This window comes from Glaciecola sp. KUL10 (genome assembly GCF_003203515.1).
Classification (GTDB): domain Bacteria; phylum Pseudomonadota; class Gammaproteobacteria; order Enterobacterales; family Alteromonadaceae; genus Glaciecola.
Genome location: NZ_BGNG01000008.1, coordinates 139,486 through 165,730, shown reverse-complemented (window position 1 = coordinate 165,730; position 26,245 = coordinate 139,486). Strand labels below are relative to the sequence as shown.

At 41.8% G+C, this 26,245-nt stretch carries 25 protein-coding genes; 11 read left to right on the top strand and 14 right to left on the bottom strand.

The window, feature by feature from the left end:
- Window positions 1–5 precede the first annotated feature (5 nt).
- The 5 genes from KUL10_RS14075 to KUL10_RS14055 all read left to right on the top strand — a co-directional run bounded on the left by KUL10_RS14075 (window position 6) and on the right by KUL10_RS14055 (window position 6,067).
- Window positions 6–728: an ABC transporter ATP-binding protein gene (locus tag KUL10_RS14075; protein ID WP_110429580.1), complete on the top strand. Its 723-nt coding sequence runs from the start codon at window positions 6–8 to the stop codon at window positions 726–728.
- A gap of 2 nt (window positions 729–730) precedes the next feature.
- The gene (locus KUL10_RS14070) at window positions 731–2,044 is read left to right on the top strand and encodes an ABC transporter permease (RefSeq protein WP_110429579.1); all 1,314 of its coding nucleotides are present in this window, start codon (window positions 731–733) and stop codon (window positions 2,042–2,044) included.
- A gap of 10 nt (window positions 2,045–2,054) precedes the next feature.
- Window positions 2,055–3,263, top strand: coding sequence for an ABC transporter permease (locus tag KUL10_RS14065; RefSeq protein WP_110429578.1), 1,209 nt, complete (start codon window positions 2,055–2,057; stop codon window positions 3,261–3,263).
- A gap of 129 nt (window positions 3,264–3,392) precedes the next feature.
- Window positions 3,393–4,760: a sigma-54 dependent transcriptional regulator gene (locus KUL10_RS14060; RefSeq protein WP_110429577.1), complete on the top strand. Its 1,368-nt coding sequence runs from the start codon at window positions 3,393–3,395 to the stop codon at window positions 4,758–4,760.
- The gene (locus tag KUL10_RS14055) at window positions 4,760–6,067 is read left to right on the top strand and encodes a PAS domain-containing sensor histidine kinase (RefSeq protein ID WP_110429576.1); all 1,308 of its coding nucleotides are present in this window, start codon (window positions 4,760–4,762) and stop codon (window positions 6,065–6,067) included. The genes KUL10_RS14060 and KUL10_RS14055 overlap by 1 nt, the downstream gene beginning before the upstream one ends.
- 113 nt (window positions 6,068–6,180) lie before the next feature.
- On the opposite strand, the gene KUL10_RS14050 is transcribed toward KUL10_RS14055, so the two are convergent.
- The 3 genes from KUL10_RS14050 to KUL10_RS14040 all read right to left on the bottom strand — a co-directional run bounded on the left by KUL10_RS14050 (window position 6,181) and on the right by KUL10_RS14040 (window position 7,951).
- A complete protein-coding gene (locus KUL10_RS14050) occupies window positions 6,181–6,393 on the bottom strand; it encodes a hypothetical protein (protein WP_110429575.1) in 213 nt (70 codons plus the stop codon).
- Between the two features lie 211 nt (window positions 6,394–6,604).
- Window positions 6,605–7,246, bottom strand: a complete 642-nt coding sequence (locus KUL10_RS14045; protein ID WP_110429574.1) for a hypothetical protein — start codon at window positions 7,244–7,246, stop codon at window positions 6,605–6,607.
- An 84-nt stretch (window positions 7,247–7,330) separates the two neighbouring features.
- Window positions 7,331–7,951 (bottom strand): arylesterase, encoded by a 621-nt coding sequence (locus KUL10_RS14040; protein WP_373415190.1) that lies wholly within the window; start codon window positions 7,949–7,951, stop codon window positions 7,331–7,333.
- A 79-nt stretch (window positions 7,952–8,030) separates the two neighbouring features.
- On the opposite strand from KUL10_RS14040, the gene KUL10_RS14035 reads away from it, so the two are divergent.
- On the top strand, window positions 8,031–8,750 hold the full coding sequence (locus KUL10_RS14035; protein ID WP_110429613.1) for an ABC transporter ATP-binding protein: 720 nt from the start codon (window positions 8,031–8,033) through the stop codon (window positions 8,748–8,750).
- Between the two features lie 3 nt (window positions 8,751–8,753).
- Window positions 8,754–11,264, top strand: coding sequence for an ABC transporter permease (locus KUL10_RS14030; RefSeq protein WP_110429572.1), 2,511 nt, complete (start codon window positions 8,754–8,756; stop codon window positions 11,262–11,264).
- A 121-nt stretch (window positions 11,265–11,385) separates the two neighbouring features.
- On the opposite strand, the gene KUL10_RS14025 is transcribed toward KUL10_RS14030, so the two are convergent.
- From KUL10_RS14025 to folX, 3 genes are all read right to left on the bottom strand, one after another.
- Entirely contained in the window at window positions 11,386–11,805 is a 420-nt protein-coding gene (locus KUL10_RS14025) for a CBS domain-containing protein (RefSeq protein WP_110429571.1), read from the bottom strand.
- 185 nt (window positions 11,806–11,990) lie between these two features.
- Complete coding sequence (locus KUL10_RS14020; protein ID WP_110429570.1) at window positions 11,991–12,884, bottom strand: TIGR01777 family oxidoreductase; 894 nt, start codon at window positions 12,882–12,884, stop codon at window positions 11,991–11,993.
- A gap of 6 nt (window positions 12,885–12,890) precedes the next feature.
- Entirely contained in the window at window positions 12,891–13,256 is a 366-nt protein-coding gene (gene folX / locus KUL10_RS14015; protein WP_110429569.1) for a dihydroneopterin triphosphate 2'-epimerase, read from the bottom strand.
- A 158-nt stretch (window positions 13,257–13,414) separates the two neighbouring features.
- Between folX and KUL10_RS14010 the strand changes: the two genes are divergently transcribed.
- The gene (locus tag KUL10_RS14010) at window positions 13,415–14,470 is read left to right on the top strand and encodes an AI-2E family transporter (RefSeq protein WP_110429568.1); all 1,056 of its coding nucleotides are present in this window, start codon (window positions 13,415–13,417) and stop codon (window positions 14,468–14,470) included.
- Between the two features lie 131 nt (window positions 14,471–14,601).
- Window positions 14,602–16,596, top strand: coding sequence for a methyl-accepting chemotaxis protein (locus tag KUL10_RS14005; RefSeq protein WP_110429567.1), 1,995 nt, complete (start codon window positions 14,602–14,604; stop codon window positions 16,594–16,596).
- 16 nt (window positions 16,597–16,612) lie between these two features.
- On the opposite strand, the gene arfB is transcribed toward KUL10_RS14005, so the two are convergent.
- The 8 genes from arfB to KUL10_RS13965 all read right to left on the bottom strand — a co-directional run bounded on the left by arfB (window position 16,613) and on the right by KUL10_RS13965 (window position 24,217).
- On the bottom strand, window positions 16,613–17,041 hold the full coding sequence (gene arfB / locus KUL10_RS14000; RefSeq protein ID WP_110429566.1) for an alternative ribosome rescue aminoacyl-tRNA hydrolase ArfB: 429 nt from the start codon (window positions 17,039–17,041) through the stop codon (window positions 16,613–16,615).
- Window positions 17,042–17,067: 26 nt separating this feature from the next.
- Window positions 17,068–17,370 carry a YciI family protein gene (locus KUL10_RS13995; protein WP_110429565.1) on the bottom strand — a complete coding sequence of 101 codons (303 nt, stop codon included), beginning with the start codon at window positions 17,368–17,370 and terminating at the stop codon, window positions 17,068–17,070.
- Window positions 17,371–17,483: 113 nt separating this feature from the next.
- Window positions 17,484–18,296, bottom strand: coding sequence for a tryptophan synthase subunit alpha (gene trpA / locus KUL10_RS13990; protein WP_110429564.1), 813 nt, complete (start codon window positions 18,294–18,296; stop codon window positions 17,484–17,486).
- Window positions 18,293–19,486 (bottom strand): tryptophan synthase subunit beta, encoded by a 1,194-nt coding sequence (gene trpB, locus KUL10_RS13985; protein WP_199509255.1) that lies wholly within the window; start codon window positions 19,484–19,486, stop codon window positions 18,293–18,295. Before trpB ends, trpA begins: the two co-directional genes overlap by 4 nt.
- A gap of 16 nt (window positions 19,487–19,502) precedes the next feature.
- Window positions 19,503–20,897: a bifunctional indole-3-glycerol-phosphate synthase TrpC/phosphoribosylanthranilate isomerase TrpF gene (gene trpCF / locus KUL10_RS13980; RefSeq protein WP_110429563.1), complete on the bottom strand. Its 1,395-nt coding sequence runs from the start codon at window positions 20,895–20,897 to the stop codon at window positions 19,503–19,505.
- 12 nt (window positions 20,898–20,909) lie between these two features.
- Window positions 20,910–21,944 carry an anthranilate phosphoribosyltransferase gene (trpD, locus tag KUL10_RS13975; protein WP_110429562.1) on the bottom strand — a complete coding sequence of 345 codons (1,035 nt, stop codon included), beginning with the start codon at window positions 21,942–21,944 and terminating at the stop codon, window positions 20,910–20,912.
- Window position 21,945: 1 nt separating this feature from the next.
- A complete protein-coding gene (locus tag KUL10_RS13970) occupies window positions 21,946–22,617 on the bottom strand; it encodes an aminodeoxychorismate/anthranilate synthase component II (protein ID WP_110429561.1) in 672 nt (223 codons plus the stop codon).
- Between the two features lies 1 nt (window position 22,618).
- Window positions 22,619–24,217: an anthranilate synthase component 1 gene (locus KUL10_RS13965; RefSeq protein WP_110429560.1), complete on the bottom strand. Its 1,599-nt coding sequence runs from the start codon at window positions 24,215–24,217 to the stop codon at window positions 22,619–22,621.
- Between the two features lie 509 nt (window positions 24,218–24,726).
- Here KUL10_RS13965 and KUL10_RS13960 point away from each other — a divergent pair.
- A complete protein-coding gene (locus KUL10_RS13960; RefSeq protein WP_110429559.1) occupies window positions 24,727–25,602 on the top strand; it encodes a PHP domain-containing protein in 876 nt (291 codons plus the stop codon).
- Window positions 25,603–25,613: 11 nt separating this feature from the next.
- Entirely contained in the window at window positions 25,614–26,234 is a 621-nt protein-coding gene (locus KUL10_RS13955) for an L-threonylcarbamoyladenylate synthase (RefSeq protein WP_110429558.1), read from the top strand.
- Window positions 26,235–26,245: the final 11 nt, after the last annotated feature.

Sequence of the window (26,245 nt, the reverse complement as noted above, 5' to 3'; positions counted from 1 at the left end):
ATACTATGTTAACAATGAATAATATCAGCAAGGTGTACCAAACCGAAAAAGTACAAACACATGCGCTTCGCAATTTTGATTTAAACGTCAAAGAGGGTGAGTTTATTGCGGTGACTGGGCCTTCAGGTTCTGGGAAAACGACGTTCTTAAATATTGCAGGCATGCTTGAGCCATTCTCTTCGGGTCAATACACATTAGACGGTGTCGATGTGGGCGGCTTATCTGATAACGAGCGAGCTGATTTAAGAAATCAGAAAATCGGATTCATCTTTCAAGGGTTTAATTTAATACCTGACCTTAACCTTTATGAAAATATTGAAGTACCACTTCGCTATCGTGGCATTAAATCAGGTGAGCGCAAGCGCAGAATTGAAGAGTGTCTTGAAAAAGTGGGTTTGGCGAGCAGGGCGAAACACTTGCCACAACAACTTTCAGGTGGCCAGCAACAGCGAGTTGCCATCGCGAGAGCTTTAGCAGGCGAGCCGCGTTTTTTACTAGCAGATGAGCCAACAGGAAACTTAGACAGCTTAATGGCACGTCAAGTCATGGAGATTTTAGAATCAATCAACCGCGAGGGTTCGACTATTATAATGGTCACACACGATCCCGAACTGGCAAGACGTGCACCTCGCAATATTCAGGTGGTAGACGGACAGCTGGCTGACTTTACGCTTTATCAAAACAAACAATTTGAAAAAGCCAATAAACTTGCGACCGCGGGGGCTTAAACATGTTTCTTCATTACATAGATTTAGCTTGGCGCAGTTTTAAGCGCACACCACTGGTATCCATTTTAATGGTCAGTGCAATTGCTGTCGGCATTGGGATTACGATGACCAGTTTATCGGTTTATCACATGATGTCGATGGACCCGATTCCAAACAAAAGCGACCAGCTTTTCGCTGTTCAAATCAATACTATGGATGACGGTGAAACGTGGTGGACAAGCGATGACTTGGCATTGCAGATGACATACAAAGACGCCTTAGCTCTTTATGAATCTGACATTCCTAAACGCAAAGTAGCCCAAGTCAGAACGGGTTTTTCAGTTCATATGAACAACGATACCGTCAAGCCATTTGTTGAAGCCGCGCGTGTCACAGGACCAGATTTTTTTGACATGTTTGACCTTGAGTTTTTATATGGTGGCGTTTGGTCAGACGCACAACATTCTAATGCAAACAAAGTAGTTGTGATCAGTGAAGAGCTTAACGATAAACTATTTGGTGGTGCTGATTCAGTAGGTCAACAAGTCATGCTTGACGAACATGCATTTCAAATCGTTGGTGTGATTAAAGACTGGAACATTCATACAAAATACTACGATTTAACCAATGGTGCGTTTAACAGCCCTGAAAACCTATTCATTCCATTTAGCCTGATTCCTGTCATGGAGCTTCCAACTTGGGGCAATACAAATGGTTGGCGTTATGAAGAAATAAATTCTTATCAAGATAGGCTACAAGCTGAATTATTTTGGATTCAGTTTTGGGTTGAAATTGATAACCCAACATCACTTCAAGAATTCAAAGACTTTATACATGCCTACTTGATTGACCAAGCTGAAAACGGTCGCTTTGAAAGAGAAACACCAAAATACGAAGTGCGTAATGTTAATGAGTGGATTGAATACAATGGCGTTGTTTCTGATGATAATCGGATTCTGGTAGGACTCAGTTTTATGTTCTTAGTTGTTTGTCTTGCCAACATATTAGGTTTGTTGCTGGGTAAGTTTTTGCGAAGAGCACCCGAAATTGGTGTGCGCAGGGCACTCGGAGCAAGTAAGTCACAGGTATTTGCTCAGCACCTCGTTGAAGTAGGCATGCTTGGTTTGTTTGGTGGATTACTCGGTATTGTCATTGCGCAGTTAGGTTTGTGGGGCGTTAGACAAACATATAGTTATTACAGCGCACTTGCATCGATGGATTTGACGATGCTGTTTTCTGCGCCCGCAATATCAATTGTTGCTTGCATGGTCGCAGGCTTATATCCCGCATGGTTAGTCTGTCGCACTACGCCAGCTATTTATCTTAAAACGCAATAAGGAGATCATCATGTTAGAAATAAAACCCATTATAAATGCTTTATTTCGCTCAAAAGCGGGTGCCATGATGTTGTTGGTGCAAATAGCAGTAACAGTAGCAATTGTCAGTAACGCCACCTTTATTATTCAAGACCGAGTGGCTTACCTAAATCAAGAAACGGGTTATCCTGAAGAAGAAGTCTTTAGCTTTAGTATCATGAGTTTTGCAGAAGATACTAATTTACTAGAACAGGCAGAGCTAGACGAGCAAACCCTCAGAAATATCCCTGGCGTGATCAATGCCGTCAATGCTAGTGAAGTACCGCTATCTGGAAGTGGCTCAGCGAGTAGCTTTTTTCTAGTCCCTAATCCAGATGGTGAACGCGGTGTTCGAGCTGCTTACACCATGGGTGATGAAAACATTATTGACACGCTTGGTGTCAAAATTGTTGCTGGCCGAAGCTTCACTGCAGATGACGTGGTTGTTCAAGAAGAAGGAATGGATACAGTCCCAAGCGTCGGTATCGCAAGCCAAGCCTTTCTCGATGAAATGTTCCCAGAAGGTGATGGTATTGGAAAGACACTGTATTTTGGTCCTTTCCCAATGCAGATTGTGGGTGTGGTAGATAAAATGAAAGGGCCATGGTTAAAAGACAGCCGAGCTGATAATTTAGTGATCATTCCGTTAGTGCGCTCTCACACCTTTCAGAAAATGATTGTCAGAACTGAACCCGGTCAACGCGCTTCTATCATGGCACAGGTTGAAGACTTAATGCTTGAGAACAGCAATGAGCGTGTCATCATGAGAGTTAGAGGCATGGATGAGTCTAAGCAAAACTACAATGCTGAAGATATACTGATGATGCGTATGCTAATTACGCTAGTGGTTGTGCTTGTGTCAGTTACCGCTTTAGGAATATTTGGCTTAACAGTATTTAATATCAACAAACGTACGAAACAAATCGGCACTCGTAGAGCCCTAGGTGCGCGCAAGTCAGATATTGTGCGTTATTTCTTAGTCGAAAATGCGTTGATCTGTACGCTTGGTTTAATTATCGGCGGAGTTGCTGCTGTTTACTTAGGTCAAACCTTGTTACAACATTACGAAGTCCCTGCACTTGATCTGACATACGTTATCATCACCATGTTGTCTGTGCTTGTGATCAGTTTATTGTCCGTGCTAATGCCGGCCAATAAAGCCGCAAATATTTCGCCAAGCATCGCAACGCGCAGTATTTAGATTATTAGAGTTATGCTTAAAATTGCCTTGAAGCATCGGCTCAAGGCAATTAGTCTTATCAAGCTTTCATAAAATCTTTTTAATAAAAGGTGGAACACGCTTCAATGGGAAAATGCAAAGGAACGCAAAGTGCATAAAAACGCGGATAAAATACTAATAGTCGATGATACCCCAGCGGTTTTACAAGCAATATCCTTGCTGCTTGAAATTCATGGTTATGATGTCATTACTACCACTTCCCCTGAAGAGGCACTTCAATACGTTAATCAACTGCGTGTGTCCTTAGTGATTCAAGATATGAATTTTACGGCTGACACTACCTCTGGCGAAGAAGGCAAAACGCTTTTTTATCAATTACGAGAACTCAATCCGCACTTACCCGTGATTTTAATCACGGCTTGGACTGATTTAGAGCAGGCTATCGAGCTGGTTAAAGCCGGCGCAGTGGACTATATCGCCAAGCCATGGGATGACCAAAAGCTCGTGAACACGGTGCAAAATCTGGTTGCACTGGGCAAGGCTTCTGCAGATGCAGATATTCTCAAAAAACAACAAGCGCAACGGCAACCTGCTCAGCACACTGCGCAAAGTGTTGGTCTAGTCTATGCCAGCAACGCTATGCAACGTTTGGTTGATATGGCGATTCAAGTCGCCAAGTCTGATATATCAGTGTTAATTACTGGCCCCAACGGAAGCGGTAAAGAAAAAATCGCCGAGTTGGTACAAGCTAATTCATTACTTGCTGATAAACCCTTTATCAAAATTAATTGTGGAGCGTTGCCTGCAGATTTAATCGAAGCTGAATTATTTGGCGCGGAAGCAGGGGCGTATACAGGTGCAAACAAACAGCGTATTGGTTTGTTTGAAGCGGCTGATGGCGGCACTTTATTTTTGGATGAAATCGGCAATTTGCCATATTCTGGGCAAACCAAACTGCTAAGAGTTTTACAAACTGGCGAGTTTCAAAGGCTTGGCTCAGTAAAAACCTTGAGAACTGATGTCAGGGTCATATCAGCTACAAATGCCAGCCTAGTTGAACAGATTCAAACAGGTCAGTTTAGAGAAGATTTGTACTATCGACTTAACGTTATTGAGCTCTCTCTACAACCGCTCAATCAAAGGTTGGATGATATCGTGCCTTTGGTATCGCACTTTTTACCAGACAGACAACTTAGTCTGTCGGCTGAAAAAGCCTTATTAGCTCACGACTGGGCAGGTAATGTGCGCGAATTAGAAAATACCTGTAAACGGGTTGGGGTGTTAAAACCCGAAGGGGTGATTGAAGCTGAGGACTTTGCGTTTGTATCGGTACACACCACTTCGAATACGCTTCAAAGTAATACAAACACGGCTAAAACAACTCACGAACCAAGCAAACAAGAACTTGAAGAAGCAATGCGTATTCATCAGGGTGTCATTGCTAGAGTGGCGAGGGAATTCGGCATGACCCGACAAGCCCTTTATAGACGTTTGGATAAACATGGTGTTGAATACTAATGAATCTGTCGATCAGTAAAAAGCTACCGTTGTTAACGGGGGTTGTTAGCCTTGTTGCAAGCTTACCTATTTTATTGCTTGAGGCACTCTCGCTGGATTTAAAACTTTTTATCATTTTATGCTTGGTGACGATGACTATCGTGCTGACACGATACTTAATTAGTGATATCACCGATGGTTTATCAGCTTTAGAGACGGGTTTACTTAATCTAAAAGATGGTGAGTTTGCTTCAACGCTTGCATTTAAAAAGGGCGATGAAATAGGGCGCTTGTGCGAAATATACAACGAAACAGTCATTCATCTGCGAGACGAAAAACACTGGCTGTATCAGCGTGAGTTACTGCTTGATAAGGTCACTCAAAGCTCACCTGAAGTGCTTTTCTTAATTGATGATAAAGGCCAAGTCATATTCAGCAACATTTCCGCTCGCCAGTTTTTCGGGCAACATCAAGGCATTGAGGGGATGTTTATTGATGAGCTTGTCACTTTCGCCGAAAACGGGGCGAAACAGGCTATTTTAGAGCGAGCAACAGGCTTATTTTCAATGACACTTGATGATGGTGATGTGCAAACATGGCACATGTCATTAGGACAATTTTTGTTGAATAACCAAACTCACCATTTATTTATACTCAAGCAAATGACACGTGAATTAAGTCGTCAAGAAGTCGCTGTTTGGAAAAAAGTGATCCGCGTCATTAGCCATGAGTTAAATAACTCGCTAGGGCCTATATCTTCAATGCTTCATAGCGGCAAAATATTATCTGAAAACCTGAGTGAAACGCGTTTAGCCAGGGTGTTTGAGACAATTGATGAGCGAATTGTCCACTTAACAAGTTTTGTACAAGGCTATGGTAAATTTGCAAAACTACCCGAGCCTCAAATAAAAACGCTTAACTGGATGCATCTCAGCGAACAATTGGCTGAGCAGTGGCAATTCCAAGACCTCAGCGAAGAAGATGTTGCATTCCAAGCTGACCCCGTTCAAATTGAACAACTACTCATTAACTTACTTAAAAATGCACACGAATCTGAGGGCAAGGTTGAAGACATCAGCATGTCAATCAAGCAACTTAACCAAGAAGTATGCATAACGGTAACTGACCGAGGTAAAGGGATATCCGATACGGTGATGGCAAATGCGCTGGTGCCATTTTATTCAACAAAACCTTCTGGAACGGGCTTGGGTTTGGCTTTGTGTCGGGAAATTGTGGATTCACATCATGGGCGTATTGCCTTGCGCAATAATGCGCAAGGCGGCCTTTCAGTGATAGTCACTTTACCCAACTTGACTCCTGTGGGGTAAAGTATCACCTGTACATTTATTGTAGAAGGCGATGACTCACTAAAATATTTACCGCACGCTTCCTGCCACGTACTACTTATTTAAATCGGTAAGTTTTGAATAATATTGAGCTATTAGGCGTAAGTATCGATGGAGCCACCAATTCGAGTGGTACCGGGAATTGCACTGGGCTCAGAACTGCCTTGAGGAGCTGATTCTAATGAGGCTTGTGGTGTATTGGATACAGTTGCGGAACCACCAGCCTTGCCTTGTTTTGAATCTGCTTGGCTATATTGCATAGTTTGCTGTTGAATTAACGCATTACTGCTTGAAGAAGCGACTTCCATTAAATTCCTCGGCTTTATTTACTAACTTGTTCGTTAGTTTACGCCTCTTGCTTGTTAAGTCTAGGCTCTATTTGAAATGATATTTAATGAATGGATGATATTTAAGTTATTGAAAATAAATGATTTAATTGAAAGTAGTCAGTAAGATAAAATCAAAGTTCATACCTAGGTATGAACTTTGATAAGTATGTTTGAGAGAGCTTGTACTAAATCATAGTTTAGAATTTTTAATCGAAGCCTTACGATTTCTAACAATCAAAAATGGCAGCGCAAATGCTAAAAAATAAAATGCAGTAGGACTATTTATTTCTCTAAAATCTTCTTCTGAATTAATACCAAATAACTCGATGCGAAAGTTTACAAAACGCCTGTAAATTGTCCCACCTCTCGATGGACTAGGACCAAAAAATTCAGCAGATTCAATGACAAATTCGATACTGTCTATTTGTGTAAATAAAGTGTGGTCAAAATCACCAAATTGCAGCGCTAAGTCACCTGCGCGAGAACTGGTGCCCGTCCAAAGTCGAAATCCATTTTCTCCTTGATCTTCTAATATTCGAGCTGCATTTTCGAATTCAGTGCCTGAGTCAAAAACAATTCGTTGGCCACTTAGCTCTTCAGTTATATCTACAGATAGTGTGGAAGCTAGCAAACCATCTTCGAACGGGCCATCGAACAACTCCAATGAAAGAAGCACTGTATAGGCAGAATCTTCATCAAAGGTTCCTCCTCCAATCTGTCCGTTTTCAAATGCACCTATGAGTGCAGCGTTACCAAAAGCACTGACTACCAAACAGGGCAATACGATAAAAGAAGCCTTAATACTTCTAAATTTCTGTCGCCAAAACTTCATGACTTAATCCATAATTCACAATCGTGTGGTTATGGTACCAAGCCAAGCTTTGTGCAAATGTGCAAATAATATGGATTCTGAGTGTTACTCAGCTAACATCAATGCTTCAAATTGAGGTTTCATGAACTCAACAATCATAGGTTGAGCCTCGGCGGTCGGATGAATACCGTCTTGTTGCATTAACGAAGTGTCAAGTGCGATATCGGCAAGAAAAAACGGAATAAGTGGTACGTCATTTTTATCTGCAACATCAGCAAACAGCTTGGTGAACATTTGGGTGTAACGTCTGCCATAATTAGTGGGTATCTGCATTTCTTGAATCATGACCTTAACATCAGCCGCTTTCGCCAATTCAACCATGCTCTGAATATTCTGTTCTATCTTACGTGGGTTATGGCCTTGCAAGGCATCATTTCCTCCCAATTCAATAAGCAAGTGGGTGGGCTGATGTAAACTCAACAAGCGCGGTAATCTGGCGAGCCCTCCATCGGTTGTATCACCGCTAATCGCCGCGTTAACCACTTCAATATTAGCACCGTCACGCTTCCACGCATCTTGTAACAAATAAACCCAACCTTGTTCTTGCGTTAGCCCATAAGCAGCACTTAAGCTATCCCCCAGTATTAACAACTTGTATTCTTGCCCTTTTGTCTGATCTGAATGACTTGAAAAAGGGAATAAAAACACCAAGACCAGTAATAAGATTAATGACTTAAGGTTGGTAACACTGCAAGCCTTAACCCTATTAGAAGAAATACTAAACACGATGACAAAATCCTCAATGATGATACAAACAAAAAGCGTAACTAAAAAAGTAACTACGAGTGAAGGCGAACTCCAGATCCTTAATCCAATCAGCTTTGATGTGGAGGCTGGTCAATCTGTTGCCATTATAGGCGCATCTGGCTCCGGCAAGTCAACCCTACTTGGTTTATTAGCTGGCTTAGATGAAGTATCAGACGGTGAAATTTTGTTAGATGGTGAAGCTTTACATTCGATGGATGAAGAGCAGAGAGCAAGACTGAGGGGAGATAAGGTCGGTTTTATCTTTCAAAGCTTTATGTTGGTTCAGAGCTTGAGTGCCTTAGAAAATGTAATGTTACCCGCGGAAATTGCTGGTTTGGATAACCCCAAAAAGCGCGCTCAAAAAATTCTAGAGCAGGTGGGCCTTGAACATCGTGCAACACACTTTCCAAATCAGTTATCGGGTGGTGAGCAGCAACGTGTTGCTATCGCGAGAGCATTCATCACCAATCCGAAAATACTATTTGCTGACGAACCAACAGGCAATTTAGATTCTAAAAATTCAACTAAAATCGAAGATTTATTGTTTGATCTAAACCGCGAGTCTAACACCACGTTGGTGCTTGTCACGCATGATGACGAGCTCGCGTCTCGTTGCCAGCGTCAGCTTCGTATGACGGCAGGGGAGCTGCGAGAAGAAAATTTAAGAGCAGTGGATAGTGCTATACACGCTAAAATGAACGCTAGCGAGGAGAGCTAACCCATGGTGATAAATTTAGCATGGCGTTTGTTTAAACACGAAGCAAAACGCGGTGAACTCAGTATAATATTACTGGCAATTATTTTGTCAGTCGCATCTGTATTATCACTTTCTCTGTTTAGTGAGCGATTGCAGTCAGCGCTAACCGATAGGTCAGCGGAGTTTATTGCTGCTGACCGTCAACTGAGGTCTCGAAATGTCGTTGATGATACTTGGATAAATCAAGCGAAGGAACAAGGCTTAGGCACAGCATATCAGGTCAGTACTCGTTCGATGGTATTTGGCAAAGAAGAATTGTCTCTCGCTGATCTAAGAGCCGTAGACCAAGATTACCCACTAAAAGGGCAAATCAAAATAGCGCAGCAGCCATTCGGAGAGGCCGAAGCAACAGAAGAGTCAGTAAAGCCGGGGGAAGCATGGTTAGACTCCCGCCTGTTTCAGCTACTTGATGTCGAAATCGGTGAGAGTGTTGAAATTGGCGATGCTAGTTTTACAGTCGCTAAGGTACTAAGAGAGATTCCCGATGCTGGCTTCAGTGTGTTTAATACCGACCCATTGGTACTTATTTCTACTGACGATCTCGCGAAGACAAATATTACTGGTCCTGGAAGTCGCGTGAGTTACAAGCATTATTTCACAGGTGAATCAGCGCAATTAGAAGACTACTACGATTGGTTGAGGCCTCAACTTAATCGTGAAGTGCATCGCTGGACCTCTATTGAAGATGATGAAAGTGCAATAGGGCAAGCAATTAAACGCGCTGAACAGTATTTTTTATTGGCGAGTTTATTAGCAATTGTCCTAGCGGCAGTTTCAATTGCTGTGGCAGCCCAACGTTACAGTCAACGTCATTTTGACCCCGTTGCAATTATGAAAACCTTAGGTGCAGCGAAGCAACAAGTTCAAAAAATCTATCTGTTGCAAATCAGTTTCATCACTGCTTTGGGTATAACTTTAGGCATAATTATAGGGTTTGTGTTGCAGCAAGCTGTTGTGAGTTTGCTTTCTCAAACCGTCGAAGTTTCGCTAGATGTGTGGCATTGGCGACCTTTATTGATCGCGGTATTTACAGGCGTCGTGTGTGCATTGTTGTTTTCTTTGTATCCTTTGATGCAACTATTTTCAGTTCCACCATTACGGGTACTGCGCAAAGACATCGAATCAACCTTGTCTTCGCGAGCATTGCAGTATGCTACGTCTGGCATCGCCGTGTTCTTGTTGATGTGGATTTACTCTCAAAACCTAATGATCAGCGCCATCCTATTTGTGTCTGGTATTATATTGGTCGCTTTATTGCTTTTAGTGACCTTTGGCATGATTGTTATTGGGCGCAAACTAGGCAGTGGTTCAATGGGGGCGTGGACCTTAGCCTGGGCACGAATTCGTCGTCGAGCAATGGGCAACAGTGTTCAACTGATTAGCTTTGCCATTACCATTATGCTTTTGCTTGTGGTGCTCGTAATGAGAAACGATATGGTAAAACAATGGCGGGATCAATTGCCTGAAGGAACGCCAAACTACTTTATGTCCAACATTACCGAAGTGCAAAAAGAGCAGGTTCGCGCTCATTTTACACTCAACGATGTTGAACCTGAGAAGTTTTATCCCGTGGCTAGAGGGCGCTTTGTCGCTATTAATGATGAAAAAATCAGAACTCAAGTCACTAAAGAAGATGAAGACGTTGCTGACGAAGGGCGACAAGGTTTAGGCCGAGAGGCAAATCTCACATGGAGTTTGGATTTGCAAATGGGCAATGTGATCACTGAAGGACAGTGGCTAGATACATGGCAAGAGGGAGAGCCTTACCCAGTTTCACTGGAAGAAGAAATAGCTACGCGTTTGGATATCGAACTAGGTGACATGCTGACGTTTAATATTGGTAGTGAAATTATCAAGGTAAAAGTTACCAGTATGCGAGAGGTTGATTGGCAAACCATGCAACCTAACTTCTTTTTTGTGTTGCACCCCAAAGCGATGGAAAATTTTAGTGCGACTTACATAACTAGCTTTAACTTAGAGCAATCACGCAAGTCTGACATTACCACCCTCATGTCACCTTTTGCGAGTGTTACCTTGTTCGACGTAGACGCGCGCATTAATCAACTTCGTGAGATTATCGAACAAGTTTCGATGGCAGTTGAGTTTATTCTGGTGTTAGTGCTGATTGCTGGTGCACTCGTTCTAATCGCACAAGTACAAGCCAGTATGGATGAGCGCCTTCAAGAACTGGCGATATTGCGAACCTTGGGCGCAAAAGGCAGCACGATTCGTTTCAGTGTCATCAATGAGTTTATTATTGTTGGCTTAGTGGCAGGCTTTATGGCGGCAGTATCCAATGAATTCAGTTTGTTTATGCTACAAACACGCGTTTTTCAAATGGATCCCGGTTTACATTTAGACTACTGGTTGATTGCACCTTCCGCTGGGGCAATTGTTGTTGGTTTGTTGGGTGCAATAGGGTGTTGGCGTTTATTATCGCTCAATACTGCAAGCTTACTCAGAAAAATGGTTTAAACAAAAATGCTAATAAATAAAGGTTTGAACGTTTAACAGGTTCAAACCTTTTTGTTAGCAGCGAGCAGCGAGCAGAGAGCAGAGAGCACGAAATACTCACTTACATTTGATTCTTTAGCGTTTAATCGTGATTTTTATAGCCGTCTTGTAGCTGAACATCGATTGCTTTTAAAACATCAGAGCGACTAATTGTGCCAAGCAAATAACCGCCGTCATCAGTTACTGGATAAATCTTGGGTTTCTCTTTAAGCATACGTTGGGCTAATTCTAAAATAGAATCATAAGGCTTTACCGTCAGTACATCTTTCATCATAATCTCGTCTACTCGTGCCGCTCTTTCTCGGTAATAACTAGACACGATCATTTTTTCGATACAGTCTTGTTCTGATAAAAAGCCGACGACTTTCTGCGAGGCATCAAGCACAGGACCGCCCGTTTGCGAGCTAAATAGTAATCGTTCAACAGCTTCAGCAACGGGCATAGGCGCAGTAAACGTCACGGGTCTCTTATTCATATAGTCCTGAATTTTCAATGATTCCATCTGTTTTCCTTATTATCCATTCAGCTTTACGCAAGCAGAATACTGTTTATTGACCTTCGTTGATTAGCTTTACATCTATTGATAATGAAGCGCAATCATTAATCAAACAACTACAACGAAGGTCTTAGAAACTTTGATACTTTATTAATATAAGTCGATTTACTTTAAAAAATAAACTTATATTTTTATATATCGAGCGCTTTGAGTGCATCCTTTAATTCAGGGTACGAGAATTTAAATCCAGTTTGCTCTAATTTTTTCGGAAGCGCTTTTTGACCATACAGCACCAAGTCTGATGATTCACCCATCGCGGCTTTTAATACAAGCGCTGGAATTGTAAAAAATAATGGTCTTTCTAAACGTCGCGCTAACGCCAATGAAAAAAAGTGATTGGTGTTAGGATTAGGTGACGTAAAGTTAAACGGGCCCTGACAATTATCATTCTTAATTAAGTGAAGTATGCCAGCAACCATATCTTCAATATGGATCCAAGGCATAAACTGTTTTCCTGAAGATATTTTTCCACCAAGTCCGAGCCTAAAAGGCATCAACATTTTTGCCAGTGCGCCACCATCTTCAGCTAATACAATCCCCGTTCTCAATATGCAGGTGCGTACGTCAATCGCTTCTTGGGCTTTTTTTTCCCATGTGGCGCACACTTCTGAACTAAATTCATCATAAAAATCAGTAAAAGATTCGTCTATTGGTGTATCACTTTGACGGCCATAAACGCCCACAGCAGAGCCGCTAATAAATACGCGAGGTTTATTATGAGCCTGATTAATTAGCCTTACTAATGTGTCTGTTGTATCCCAACGACTATCACAAATACGCTTTTTTTGAGCGTTACTCCATCGCCTTTCAGCAATCGGTTCGCCCGCTAGGTTAATCACAATATTTATATCATTTAGGTGTTCTATTGAATCTAGTGTCAATGGCTTAACTGCGTCACCCAATAAACGTGAGGCTCGGGCGGGGTCACGAGAGACAACAGTAATATCGTAGTCAGGGCTTAACTTGGCGATTAGGTATCGCCCAATTAAACCAGTACCGCCAGTCAGCAATACTGTAGGTTTCATATCTATCTACCCTTTAGTGCAAGATAATGCCAATGAGACCGAGTCTGAAAATCGTAAAGCATGAGGTTTATCTACCTCTGCTTCAGCAAACGTGACCCACGGATGTTCTGCCGCGATAGCGAGCACGTCGGCAGTAAGTTTTTCTAATAAATAGAAGCGGTTGTCCTCTACTAGCCTAATAATAGCTTTAGTGATTGTTTTATAGTTTAGCGCATCGTCCATTTGATCAGTTGCCGTTGCTTTAACCGCGTCATAATGAATCAATACATTAATGATAACGTCTTGCTGATTTTTAATTTCATCTTCATTGATACCGATATACGTGCGTAAACGTAAATTTTTTATTCTTATCGTTGCTTGGTTTAGTTTCATTAAATCTAAACTTCCTTCTGTGTTTATTGTAGTTATAAGGCATGATGCCTCTGGTACATAAGACGCTAATTTATAACTCTTCTTTTTTATCCCTCTGTTTTTAACTATAGTAGTCGAAATACAAAAGTAAAAATCAAATCGGAATCTTACATACAAATATGGATATTAAATCACCTAGTGCAAAAGTACTCTTAGTGAGCGCATGCTTAATTATCGTTTTCGCTGGCATCAAAGCGGCTAGCGTTATCATGGTGCCATTTTTATTATCTGCATTTATAGCAATTGCGTGCAGCCCCTTAATAAACTGGGCAAGCCGTTATAAAATCCCGCGCGCACTAAGTGTCACCTTAGTAATACTGTTTATTTTGATAATAGGATTCATGCTTGCCGGTTTGGTCACGCAATCTTTAACAGAATTTAGGCAAAATATGCCTCAATACACCACTCAGTTATCTGGTGAATTTGCTTGGATACTCGAAAAGTTAGCAGTGTTGAACATTAACGTTGATCAAAGTTTAATCTTGTCCTATCTCGATCCGGGCATGGCTATGTCCATGGCAACTAATTTTTTGGCCGGCATGGGTAACGTGTTATCTAATCTCTTTTTAATACTACTAACGGTTATTTTTATGCTGTTTGATGCGGAGTCCATGCCCAAACGTATACATGTTGCGTTGGCTGACCCTGAGATGCAAATGACGCACATCGACCGATTTTTAAAGTCAGTAAATAGCTATTTGGCGATAAAGACGCTAGTGAGTATTGGGACAGGCACTTTCATCGGGGTTTGGCTATATGTGTTAGGCGTCGATCATTTTCTTCTTTGGGCGGTATTATCATTTTTATTGAATTACATTCCAAATATTGGTTCTATTATCGCAGCCATTCCTGCCGTTTTAATGGCATTCGTTGAGTTTGGCTTCGCTACTGCTGGGCTAGCAGGTCTTGGTTTTTTAGTGGTAAATACTGTTATGGGCAATATGATTGAACCAAGATTTATGGGTAAAGGGCTAGGTTTGTCCACACTCGTGGTGTTTTTGTCATTAATATTTTGGGGTTGGCTGTTGGGGTCTGTTGGAATGTTGTTATCAGTTCCCTTAACAATGGTTGTCAAAATTGCTCTTGAATCAAGAGAAGAATCAAAGTGGATTGCAATTTTGCTATCTAGTGATGTCGACAAGCCGCTTTATAATAGTGTTAGTGAAAAGGTGTGACTCTTCTAATTAATTGGAATTAGTGCTAAACGCTTGAAAAAATGTGCCGATATATCGAGATACGATCGCGCTTTAAGTAAATCAAGCGTTTAAATTGCCACGGACAGCCCAATTTAGGATACCCTTTATCTATGGCAGCGCAGCTATCAAAATTCTCAATTGTCAGCCTCACACTATTAAGTGTGCTCCTTTCTTTTATTGCGCTTTTAAGCTTTGCAGGAATCAACCTAAAGTATTCCGCCACTAGTAGCAGTAACGCAAGCAAAGATTTTGCAATTACCGAATTGATGTTTGCGCTTGACAATGTTGCTCATCAACATGCTGTTGAACGAGGATTGACGGCGGGCTTTTTAGGGAAACCAAGTGAGCAAGCAAAGGCAAAAGTTGATGCTCAGCGCATCAAAGCTGATAGCGCAATTTCAAACTTGAAAAAACTGCTTAACTCAGATAATCAAACTGGGGTCGATCTGCGTCAGACACTCTCTGCATTGCTTTCACATATAGACGGAAAAGAAAGGGTGAGGCGCCAAGTTGATCAAAGAAACGGTGCCAATGCCTTTGCTTTTTACAGCAAGCTTAATCGACTTGCATTGGATGCAATTAACATGCTCCGTGCGGGCATAAATTCATCCCAACAACAAATCGGAGTTGGAGTTGCAACAAATTATGCGTGGTTTAAAGAGAGAGCTGGACAAGCGCGAGGAAAAATCAACGGAGTACTTGCACGAAATAATTTAAGTGAAAGCGCACGAAAAGATATAGAACTGTATGTCAATGAGATGTCGGCGATAGGTGATATGCTAAAAAGCAGTTTAAGCGGCGCAGAAGCTTCCGCTTTTAATGCATTGATCAGTAACGATACCGCAGACAAGATAAAGCAAGTTCACAGCTTTGTGTTAAATCAAGAAATTGCATTTGACGCAAGCAATAGTCCGGTCCAAGCTGCCGACTGGTTTGGTGTAGCGACTACTCAGATTGCGGGTGTTAAAAAGTTAGTGGATGCACAATGGACACAAAACTTATCTCTTGCTGAGAGTGAAAAATCTTCCGCAAGTCTATGGATGCTAGTTAAGATTGTTTTTACTTCATTGGTACTTTTGGGTTTAGGTTCGATAAGTTTTTACTTGGTGTCGACTTTGCGCAATGAGTTAAAGGCACTTCGCGATAATTTAGACAATATTATTAGCCACAAAGACCTGCGCTCAGATTGCACTATCGATAGCAACGATGAATTGGGCGATATCTCAAAAGATATTGAGGCTAGCATTGATGTGCTTCGCAGATGCATCCAAAAAATAACATCAGCAATAGGAAACAGCGATCAACTAAACCATGAATTTAATGCTGCAAAGGCGACAGTCATTGACGATGCAAATGGTACTCAATTAATGGTCAATAATATCGTAGTTGCAGTTGATGAGATGTCTCAGACGAGTCTTGAAATTGCCAGAGCGGCAAGTGAAACTAAAGATACTAGTCAGAAGCTAAATGAAAAGATTAGGCAAAGTGACGCATTAACATTACAAAATAAAAGTGCTATCAGTGGCTTAGCGTCCAATATGACAGACATAACCGATAAGGCTTCTTCTACCAATGAGCAAGTTGCTGAAATAAATAATATTTTGGTCAGTATTAATGCAATCTCTGAGCAAACCAATTTGTTAGCTCTCAATGCCGCAATAGAAGCCGCGAGAGCCGGTGAACATGGACGAGGATTTGCTGTGGTAGCAGATGAGGTGAGAAATCTTGCATCAAACAGTCAAAAGGCGACGGAGCAAATTGCAGCTCTATTGCAAAACCTGCAACAAGCAAGTGGTGAAGTAGTTGAGGCAGTTGATAGCGGTAAGCAATCGATTGATCTTGCAATGAGTGCTTGTGATGGTGTGAAAGCACTTAGTGATGAACTAATGAGTTTGGCCAATGCAGTTGATCTTAATTCAGCTCAGTTTGCCAGTGCATCTGAAGAACAAACACATACCGCTGCCAATATATCAAATGAAGCAAAAATGGTGCTAGAAGCAGCAACCAGAGAGCTTGGGGCGATCAACACCATGAATGATTTGTTCGCGCAAATCGAAAATAACGGTAAAACGCTTCATGCTTCAGTGTCTCAGTACAAAGTGTAATACTTGCAAATATAACTCAGTCAAACGAGACGTTTTTTCGCAAATGTTTTTTAGTACTGTGTTTTGTCTTACTGTCGAGACGCTTTTTCACGCTTGTTCTCGTCGGTTTTGTTGCTTTTCTTTCTGCTGGAATAAAGCTAGCGTCCTGAATTAGCTTTTTAAATCTATCGATTGCGTCGCGTCTATTGAGTTCTTGTGTTCTATGATTTTGAGCTTTGATAAGTACTTCACCGTCTTTAGTGACGTTCGCTTGCTTTGTGTTCAACAATTTTTCCTTTACTCTTAAAGGTAGCAATGAGGCCTTAATGTTGAATCGCAGATAAATAGCTGTAGAAACCTTGTTAACGTGTTGGCCTCCCGCGCCCTGAGCCCTTGTTGCGCTGAACTCCAATTGTGAGATGGGAATGCTGATACTTCGGCTAATATATAAGCTGTCTTCATTCATGTTCATTCCCTTTATTCTTCGATTGGTTATTTTGGCAATACTACAAGATAAGGTTTAACGATAACCGAACTAAATAACCCCGCTAACGCATATGGGTCGTTTGCCGCCCAGTCTTGAGCTTCTTGTAATGAGTCAAATTCTGCGATTATTAATGAACCGCTCACACCCAATTTGCCTGTATTTTCTGGATCATAGAATGGGGTCGGTCCTGCACACAATAACCGAGATTCATTCACCAGTGGTTGAATGTAGTCAAGATGGGCAGGGCGCGTCTGCATGCGAAGCTCCATACTGTTGGGCTTATCTTCACAAAAAATCATAAATAACATGGTGATTTCGCTTCTTTTAATTATTTGGTTAAAGAATTTTGTCTAGATGGATTATATCCACTTAGCGTTTTGCTTGATTGAATTAAGGACGAAATTAAGCAAAAAAACAGCCACTATAGCGTGGCTGCTTTCATCGATGCGACAAAACTACCCAAATCGTTGAGCATGGCTGTTTTATCGTTCAAGTTTTTCTCAATTAAATTCACTGTTGCAGAACCAGAAATTGCACCTGCAGCGCCCGATTCAATTGCAGATTTTACTTGTTCAGGTGTTGAAATCCCAAAGCCTAATAGTGGTGGCGCTACTTTGTATTGATTTAACTTATCCACTAACTCAGACGCAGGAATTTCTACTGCTGTTTCTGCACCGGTTACACCTGCGCGGCCCAACAAGTAAGTATAGCCAGATGATTTTTCACCAATCTGCTGAAGTGTCTCATCAGATGCATTGGGAGGAGCAATTAAAATCTGCTGCACATTGTTGTGTTTGGCTATTTCAATAAAACGATCGGCTTCTCTTAGTGGCACGTCAGCTATTAATATTGAGTCTACTCCTGCTGCATTTGCTTTTGCATAAAACTCATCAATTCCTTGTGCGAGGACAAGGTTAGAATACAACAGCAGGCCAATGGGGATATCAGGATAGGCAGCTCTAATTTCGGTAAGTATATCAAAACAGTCACTCGGCCTTATCCCGTTACCCAATGCACGGATACTTGCTTTTTGAATGGTGGGGCCATCGGCAATAGGATCTGAATAGGGAATGCCAAGTTCTAGTGCATCTGCGCCATTTTCAATAAGCGTTTTGATAATTTCCAGTGAGCTTTGTTTATCAGGGTCACCTAACATCACAAACGGAACAAAAGCACCCTGATTTTTTGTTTTTAGGCTTGTAAACATATCTGCGTAACGAGTAGTCATGCTCATAGCTTGTCTCCCAAAATACTGGTTACGTGCGCTAGGTCTTTATCCCCACGACCAGATAAATTAACCACGATGATTGTTTCTTCGGTTGCTTCATCGGCCATATTAAGCGCGTGGGCAAGGGCGTGTGACGTTTCTAAAGCCGGGATAATCCCTTCTTTTTTCGCCAATAGTTGAAACGCATTAAGTGCTTCATCATCGGTAACAGCATGATATTCGGCACGCCCGGTTTCTGCTAGGTATGCATGTTGAGGACCGACAGCTGGATAGTCTAAGCCAGCAGATACCGAATAAGACTCTTCGATTTGGCCGTCTTGATCTTGCATAATAAACGTATAAGCACCGTGCAAAATGCCTTTTGTGCCTGTGCAAATAGTCGCACCGTGTTCTTTGGTATGAACACCTTTACCGGCAGGTTCAACACCGACTAATTTAACACTTGGCTCGTCGATAAAATCGGCAAACATACCAATTGCGTTCGATCCACCGCCGACACAAGCAACAACAGCATCTGGCAAGCGACCTTCTTTTTCCATGATTTGTGCACGTGTTTCTTCGCCGATCATGCGGTGGTATTCACGTACTATGGTTGGGAAAGGGTGAGGGCCAGCAGCAGTGCCCAACAAGTAGTGCGCTTTATCGTAGTTAGCGGACCAATCTCGCATCGCCTCGTTAACGGCATCCTTTAGTGTACCCGAGCCAGAGTCAACAGGAATGACCTCAGCGCCCATTAAACGCATTCTAAACACGTTAGGACTTTGGCGTTCAACGTCTTTTGCACCCATATAAATACGCGCTTTTAAACCTAATAGTGCGCAGGCTAGTGCAGTGGCTACACCGTGTTGTCCGGCGCCCGTTTCAGCGATGACTTCGGTTTTACCCATGCGCTTGGTCAATAGCGCTTGACCTAGTACTTGGTTTGTTTTGTGCGCACCGCCGTGCAATAAGTCTTCGCGTTTTAAATACAGTTTTACCAATGGGTTAGACACGATATTGCGTGTCAGTGTCATTGAAGTTGGCCTGCCTGCGTAGTCTTTTAATAGTGATAAAAATTCGTCTTGAAAGCTAGGGTCGTCTTTGGCATCTAAAAAAGCTTGTTCCAACTGGTCTAGTGCTGGGATCAGCAATTCTGGGACATACATGCCACCAAAATCACCAAATTTGGTATTCAACTCTTTGTTTATTGCGTTCATTTTCGCGTTACCTTTACTAGTATTCTCTAATTGCATCAAACAGCGCATCTAACTTAGCAGGGTCTTTGACCCCTTTTTGTGACTCTATGCCGCTGTTTACATCTATAATCTGTGCTTTACTTAATCTGGCTTTATTTGCATTGTCAGGACTAATACCGCCTGCTAACGCAATGCGTGTTGTTTCGCAAATCTGCGATAACCATCGCCAATCAAAAGTTTGGCCCGTACCACCTGATTGCGCGCCGATTTTGGTATCCAATAAGAGTCTGTCGACATTTTGAAAGCGTGACTCTAACCCTTCTAAGTCAAGTTCGTTTTCAACGCCCACTGCTTTCCATATTTGGCAGTTTTCAGGCAAATCACCTTTTAATGTCGAAATATAATTTTCGCATTCATCGCCATGTAATTGCACTATCGCTAGTCCAAAACGTTTGACCTTTTCACATATGAATTCAATTTTGTGATTCTGGAAAACACCCACTAATGGCTTATCAATATGCTGAGAAATAGTAAGCGCTGTTGCGTCGTCTACAAAGCGAGGGGACTGTTCGACAAAAATTAGCCCTAAATAAGAACTTGGGTATTTTGAAATCAACCGAGCTTGATCTAGTGACGTAACACCACATACTTTTACTTCGCCATACAGTAAAGTTTGAATAGCAAGTTCAAGTTTGTCTTGCGCCATTAACGCGCTACCCACTAAAAATGCATCAACAAAAGGGCTTAAACGTCGAACTTCTTGATGGGTATAGATACCCGATTCTGAAATAATCGCGCCTTTAAAGCCACTTTCTCTAATAATTGGAACCAAGCGTTCTGTTGTGGCTAAATCCGTGCTTAGGTCACGCAAGTTACGGTTGTTGATACCGATGATGTTGGCCTTTAGTTTTAATGCTCTATGCACTTCTTCTTCATTACTGACTTCTGTTAAAACTGCCAGTGACAAGCTCTCTGCAAGTGCTGACAATTCTGCATATTCATGATCATTAAGAACTGAAAGCATCAGCAAGACCGCATCGGCATTATAATATCTAGCGAGGTAAATCTGATACGGGTCGACAAAAAAGTCTTTATTTATGACGGGCTGTTCAACTCTTTCGGTCACATACTGCAAGTATTCAAACTTACCTTGAAAGTACTTTTCATCGGTCAGTACTGAAATACAAGAAGCGTACTTTGAGTAGGCATCAATAATTTCATCTAAGTCAAAGTGTTCTCTAATCAACCCTTTTGAAGGAGATGCCTTCTTGCACTCTAAGATAAAGCTAGCATTTGGGGCTTTGAGTGCGCCATAAAAGTCTTTTTTGCTAGGCGTTAATTGGTCTTTGAAGTCAGACAAGGGAAAATCAATTTTGCGTTGAGCAATTTCCGCTTTTTTATCAATGACAATCTTTTCTAATACGTTGGCCAAGACTCTTCCTCGTTATGCTTGTTGTGACTGACTGAGTTCAGCCGCTTCGTTAATGACTTGCATGGGTTTCTTTAAAGCGATAGCTTGCATAGCGATATCACATGCTTCTTTGAAGTCCTTACTTTTTCCGTTTAGGTGTATTAGTGCCGCTGCATTCATGGCAATTGCACTTGTATGTGCGTCAGCACCTTCACCATTAAAAACAGCTTCTATCAGCTGCTTGTTTTCACTGGGGTCACCACCTTGAATATCGACCAAAGAAAATTCTTTGAGGTTAAAATCACTTGGACTAACAGTAAAGCTTTCGATAGCGCCGTCTTTTACGTGTCTTATTTGACTAGGGCCGTGCAACGCGAGCTCGTCCAATCCATCTCCATGTACAACAAACGCATTGTTTCTATTCAAGCTCACAAGAATGTTCGCGTATATATCTAAAAGCGCTGGCGTGTAAACACCTAACATGTGATGAGTAGGCTTCGCTGGGTTCGCTAATGGCCCTAATATATTAAACAAAGTTCGGGTTTTTAGCGCAGTCCTAATTGGCATAACATATTTCATCCCCAAGTGATATTTAGGGGCAGCCAAAAAGCACAAACCTGCATGATCTAAGCAAGTGCGGGCAACGGTGGGTGACATGTTTAAATCTATGCCAAACGCATTGAACAAATCAGATGAACCCGATTTGCTCGACACACTTCTATTGCCGTGTTTTGCTACTTTTATCCCACAACTTGCAGCGACTACCGCAGCGGCAGAGCTTATGTTAATTGTATTATGGCCGTCACCACCCGTACCCACAATGTCACTGAATTCGTAGTTGGGTCTTGGAAATTCAAGCGCTGAATCGGTCATGGCTTGTGCTGCACCTGCGATTTCATCGTTTGTTTCTGTTTTCATTTTGAGTGCAATCAAAGCTGCGGTCGTTTCGACTTCGCTTAAGTCGCCCGATAGCACTCGCGTAAACAGTTGTTTTGATTTTTTAAAATCTAATGCGCCACCGTCAAAGAGTTGTCCAAGTAGGGCGCTGGTTTCAATCGATGAAGACATCTTAGCTGTGCTCCTTTTCAGCATTTAAAACGCTTGAATTTAATAGATATTCAGCGCTTTGTTTTAGTAATCGGCTTCCATCACACGTCAGTATGGATTCGGGGTGAAACTGAAAGCCCAGCATATTATCATCGGCATGCAAAACTGCCATAGGCAAACCATCTATATCTGCAATTACCTGTAAACTATCAGGCATTTGCTTAGCGGCGAGCGAGTGATAACGCGCTATCGATAAAGGGTTGCTCAAGTCTTTAAATATAGTCTGATTGGCTTTGTGGTCACTGTAGTGCATTAACGAGGACTTGCCGTGCATCACATGCGGAGCACGACCGACTTTGCCATTGTAGCTTTCAACAATCGCTTGATGTCCAAGGCAAATACCCAGCACTGCAAAACGGCCTCTCACTTTTTTGAGAAGCTCAGGCACGCAGCCCGCTTGCGATGGTGCGCCAGGGCCTGGTGAGATAACTAATAGTACCTTGTTTGAAGCAGATTTTTCTTCTAGTACCCTAAGCACCTCTTGTGCTGATACTGTATTGCGGTAGATCGTAAGTTCAGCGCCGAGGGTCCTGAGTTCATCAACTAGGTTGTAAGAAAACGAATCTAGGTTATCAATCAGTACTATTTGTGCACCTTCGATTTGTGAGCTTTGGTTTATATTTGTGTTTTTCATCCTAAGCTCCCGTCTTCGTTGAGTTATCGGTTGTGTGCGCAGTCTTTATCGCCGAAATAACCGCTTGTGCTTTGGCGCGTGTTTCATCTGCTTCAGATTGTGGAATGGAGTCATTCACTACACCTGCACCTGCTTGTATGTAGGCAGTTCCATTTTTAACAAATGCTGATCTGATTACGATACAGGTATCCATGTCTCCATTGCCATTGATATAACCTACCGCGCCACCGTAGCTGCCACGTTTTTGCTTTTCGACTTGTCTCACTAAGCTTGCCGCACTGATTTTGGGCGCACCGACCAAGGTGCCCATATTCATGCAGGCTTGATACGCGTGAAGGGCATCAAGGTCGGGTCTTAATTGACCGACTACCCGTGATACCAAATGCATTACATGCGAATATCGATCAACTTTTAGCAGTTCTTTTACGTGTCGAGTGCCAGAAATACTGACCCTAGCGACATCGTTTCTGGCAAGATCTACCAGCATAAGATGTTCTGATTTTTCTTTTTCGTCTTCTCTAAGATTTAGCTCTAGGCGACTGTCTAAATCAAAGTCGATCTGGCCATTCGCTCTTTTTCCGCGCGGACGTGTGCCTGCGATGGGATAAACCTCAACTTGATTGGTACTTTTTTCATATTTCAGCGCTGACTCTGGAGAAGCGCCAAAAATCACAAAATCCTGGTCTTGCAAATAAAACATATAAGGTGAAGGATTCGATTGTTTAAGTGCTTGATAAGCTGCAAGTGGTGACGGGCAGGATAGACTGAATGCGCGTGATGGCACGACTTGAAAAATATCACCGTCTAATATGTTTTCTTTTAGTTTTAGCACATCTGCACAATATTCTTCATCGGATTTTGAAACAGACAATGGGTGCGCTTCAAGCGCTTGTGCAGCTTCAATTTGTGTCGGCAACGCGTTGAGCGCTTTGTTGATTGCTTCAATGCGTTGATGAATACCAAAGTAGTGATTTCCGACGTTTTCACAACTGAACACCGAACCAATTATTTCGCTTTTTTGCTGTTGATGATCAATTAACAATAGGGTTTCGGCAAGATAAAAAACATATTCAGGGCAATCGTTTACACCATTGGGTACAGCGGGCAAGTCTTCAAAGGTTTCAATCAAATCGTAAGAGAGCACCCCTCCTAGAAATACTGCATGGGCATGGTCTCTGATTGTCGTTATTTCATCTTTTATACTACGCAACACATCAAATACACTTGCTTGTTTGAGTCGCTTGTCTTCATCGAGCATTGCGTGTTCTGTGTGATTAAAATCGAAACGAAGTTCATTTGTTTCAGATGATGCTACTAAGAACGTATTTAAGGCATTTTCTATTACAGGCAATACGGCTTGTCCATTATCAGTCAGTGCTTTGACACTTACTGACTCCCCATCGCATTGAATCCTTAAAGCTGCATCAATTAGCAACAGCGTTTTGAGATCTGCTTTACTGTCAATTTCTGCAGATTCCAATAAAAGACTATTGGTTTTGCCGAGGGTTTGATATGCGATCAACGGATCTGCAACATATGGACTTTCAACGATGATAGATTCGACTTGTCCAGGTGTTTTACCCAGTTGTGCTAAACTCATGATTTCCTACTTACTTGTTTTAATAATTTTTTTATATCGTTTTTAAACCCAATATTTACTGGGTTTGGGCTTATCATTGTGTAAATTTTTGCCATAAAAAAAGCCCGAAAAAACGGGCTTTTTGCGAGACATAACAATGCAACACAGCCCTAATTTGGGATGTGCCACCACCAGATGTTTGCTTTGATGTTAGTTAATGTATTAATCATTTTAGTTGATGTCTTCGCTTTTGTTTGTTTACTTTTTTACTAACTACTTAACGACTAGTTGCTTCGTGTGAATAAATTCATGCGACTACTTAGTATGCAAAATACTTTAAAAAGTAATCTTAGGACGACCGACACGAATGCGATATACTGCATAGAAGAAAACAAAATGCTTCCTAAGTCAACCGTTTTTTAGCAAAACCTGATCTGCTACTTTTATTCTTACAAGAGAGTTTATTACGCAGAACAGTCCCTACAAAACTTGGTTATTGAGGCGAGTAAAAAGAATTTTAAAGTATAAATATGAGTTTAATCATAGATTTACATAGCCACACAACACACTCTGATGGCGCTTTAAGCCCGCAGGAGTTAGTGATGCGTGCCCAACAAATGCAGATTGATGTTCTTGCAATTACTGACCACGATACGGTTAGCGCTATTTCGGTTGCTAAAGAATTCGCACAGAAAAATGATATTAAGCTTGAAATAGTAACGGGCGTAGAGCTTTCAACGAGTTGGCATGGCTTTGATATCCATATTTTGGGCTATAACATGGATATCGACGATCCCGTGTTACTTAAACGCCTAGCAGCGCAATTGCAGGAACGAGACGAACGCGCCAAACGTATTTGCGATAAACTTGCGAAGTGCGGAATTGAAAATGTATATGAAGATGCTCTGAATCATGCAAATGGTGCACAAATATCTCGCAATCACATAGCTAATGTCCTTGTCGATAGACAAGTTTGTGCGACTCATCAATTAGCGTTCTCAAAGTATCTTGGCAAAGGCAAACGAGCCTATGCAACGCCAAAGTGGATCACTATCCAAACCGCGGTTGAATGGATTACGCAAGCTGGTGGTCAGGCTGTTATCGCGCATCCTAGTCATTATGATATGAGCACAAAGTGGTTAAGAAGATTGACCACTGAATTTAAAGCAGCAGGGGGCGTAGCAATGGAAGTGACGCATCCGAATATGCAGAAACAAACCAAATCATTATTATTAGAAGTTGCATTAAGCAGTGAGTTATTAGGCTCTGCCGGATCTGATTTTCACGCACCGGGACGTTGGACTGAGCTAGGTCGACGCTTAGATATTTCCGAACAAGTAAAACCTATTTGGCACAATTGGCCAGTGGTTTTAAATCATCACAAAATTCATCAGCGAATAGCTTAAGAAGAACATTAATGAGTCAGTTTTTTTATATTCACCCCGATAATCCTCAAGCTAGGCTAGTCAAACAGACATGCGAGCTGATTAATGCAGGCGAAGTGGTTGTGTACCCGACAGATAGTGGTTATGCGATTGGTTGCCAAATGGAGAACAAAAAGGCCTTAGACCAGATTTGTCGTATTCGGGATATCGGTAAGGACCATAATTTCACGTTGATGTGCCGTGACATGTCCGAGTTATCCGTTTACGCCCGCGTCGATAATACTGCGTTTAGACAGATTAAAAACAACACGCCAGGGCCTTATACATTTATTCTTAAAGCCACAAAAGAAGTCCCTAAACGCTTGCAAAACCCAAAGCGTAAGACAATTGGTATTCGAGTACCAGACAATGCAATTGCGTTGGCTATTTTAGAAGAGTTAGGTGAGCCTTTGATGTCAACAACATTAATTTTACCCAATGCAGAAATGGCAGAATCTGATCCAGAAGATATTCGTGATAAATTAGAAAAACTTGTCGGTCTGATTATTCATGGTGGTTATTTAGGGGAGCAACCCACCACAGTGATTGATATGTCAGAAGGTGAGACAACTGTTATTCGACACGGTAGTGGCGATCCGAGCCCATTTGAATAATAAAAATTGAA

Excerpts from the sequence above, each read along its gene's own strand:
- trpA (WP_110429564.1), bottom strand. The coding sequence starts at position 18,296 with ATGAGCATGACTACTCGTTACGCAGATATGTTTACAAGCCTAAAAACA.
- KUL10_RS14035 (WP_110429613.1), top strand. The coding sequence starts at position 8,031 with ATGATACAAACAAAAAGCGTAACTAAAAAAGTAACTACGAGTGAAGGC.
- KUL10_RS13965 (WP_110429560.1), bottom strand. The coding sequence starts at position 24,217 with ATGAGTTTAGCACAACTGGGTAAAACACCTGGACAAGTCGAATCTATC.
- folX (WP_110429569.1), bottom strand. The coding sequence starts at position 13,256 with ATGAAACTAAACCAAGCAACGATAAGAATAAAAAATTTACGTTTACGC.
- KUL10_RS14070 (WP_110429579.1), top strand. The coding sequence starts at position 731 with ATGTTTCTTCATTACATAGATTTAGCTTGGCGCAGTTTTAAGCGCACA.
- KUL10_RS13955 (WP_110429558.1), top strand. The coding sequence starts at position 25,614 with ATGAGTCAGTTTTTTTATATTCACCCCGATAATCCTCAAGCTAGGCTA.
- KUL10_RS14020 (WP_110429570.1), bottom strand. The coding sequence starts at position 12,884 with ATGAAACCTACAGTATTGCTGACTGGCGGTACTGGTTTAATTGGGCGA.
- KUL10_RS14010 (WP_110429568.1), top strand. The coding sequence starts at position 13,415 with ATGGATATTAAATCACCTAGTGCAAAAGTACTCTTAGTGAGCGCATGC.
- KUL10_RS14030 (WP_110429572.1), top strand. The coding sequence starts at position 8,754 with ATGGTGATAAATTTAGCATGGCGTTTGTTTAAACACGAAGCAAAACGC.
- KUL10_RS13995 (WP_110429565.1), bottom strand. The coding sequence starts at position 17,370 with ATGTTATTTATGATTTTTTGTGAAGATAAGCCCAACAGTATGGAGCTT.
- KUL10_RS13960 (WP_110429559.1), top strand. The coding sequence starts at position 24,727 with ATGAGTTTAATCATAGATTTACATAGCCACACAACACACTCTGATGGC.
- trpB (WP_199509255.1), bottom strand. The coding sequence starts at position 19,486 with ATGAACGCAATAAACAAAGAGTTGAATACCAAATTTGGTGATTTTGGT.
- KUL10_RS14025 (WP_110429571.1), bottom strand. The coding sequence starts at position 11,805 with ATGGAATCATTGAAAATTCAGGACTATATGAATAAGAGACCCGTGACG.
- KUL10_RS14050 (WP_110429575.1), bottom strand. The coding sequence starts at position 6,393 with ATGGAAGTCGCTTCTTCAAGCAGTAATGCGTTAATTCAACAGCAAACT.
- KUL10_RS14055 (WP_110429576.1), top strand. The coding sequence starts at position 4,760 with ATGAATCTGTCGATCAGTAAAAAGCTACCGTTGTTAACGGGGGTTGTT.
- KUL10_RS14005 (WP_110429567.1), top strand. The coding sequence starts at position 14,602 with ATGGCAGCGCAGCTATCAAAATTCTCAATTGTCAGCCTCACACTATTA.
- arfB (WP_110429566.1), bottom strand. The coding sequence starts at position 17,041 with ATGAATGAAGACAGCTTATATATTAGCCGAAGTATCAGCATTCCCATC.
- KUL10_RS14065 (WP_110429578.1), top strand. The coding sequence starts at position 2,055 with ATGTTAGAAATAAAACCCATTATAAATGCTTTATTTCGCTCAAAAGCG.
- KUL10_RS14075 (WP_110429580.1), top strand. The coding sequence starts at position 6 with ATGTTAACAATGAATAATATCAGCAAGGTGTACCAAACCGAAAAAGTA.
- KUL10_RS14045 (WP_110429574.1), bottom strand. The coding sequence starts at position 7,246 with ATGAAGTTTTGGCGACAGAAATTTAGAAGTATTAAGGCTTCTTTTATC.
- trpD (WP_110429562.1), bottom strand. The coding sequence starts at position 21,944 with ATGTCTTCATCGATTGAAACCAGCGCCCTACTTGGACAACTCTTTGAC.
- KUL10_RS13970 (WP_110429561.1), bottom strand. The coding sequence starts at position 22,617 with ATGAAAAACACAAATATAAACCAAAGCTCACAAATCGAAGGTGCACAA.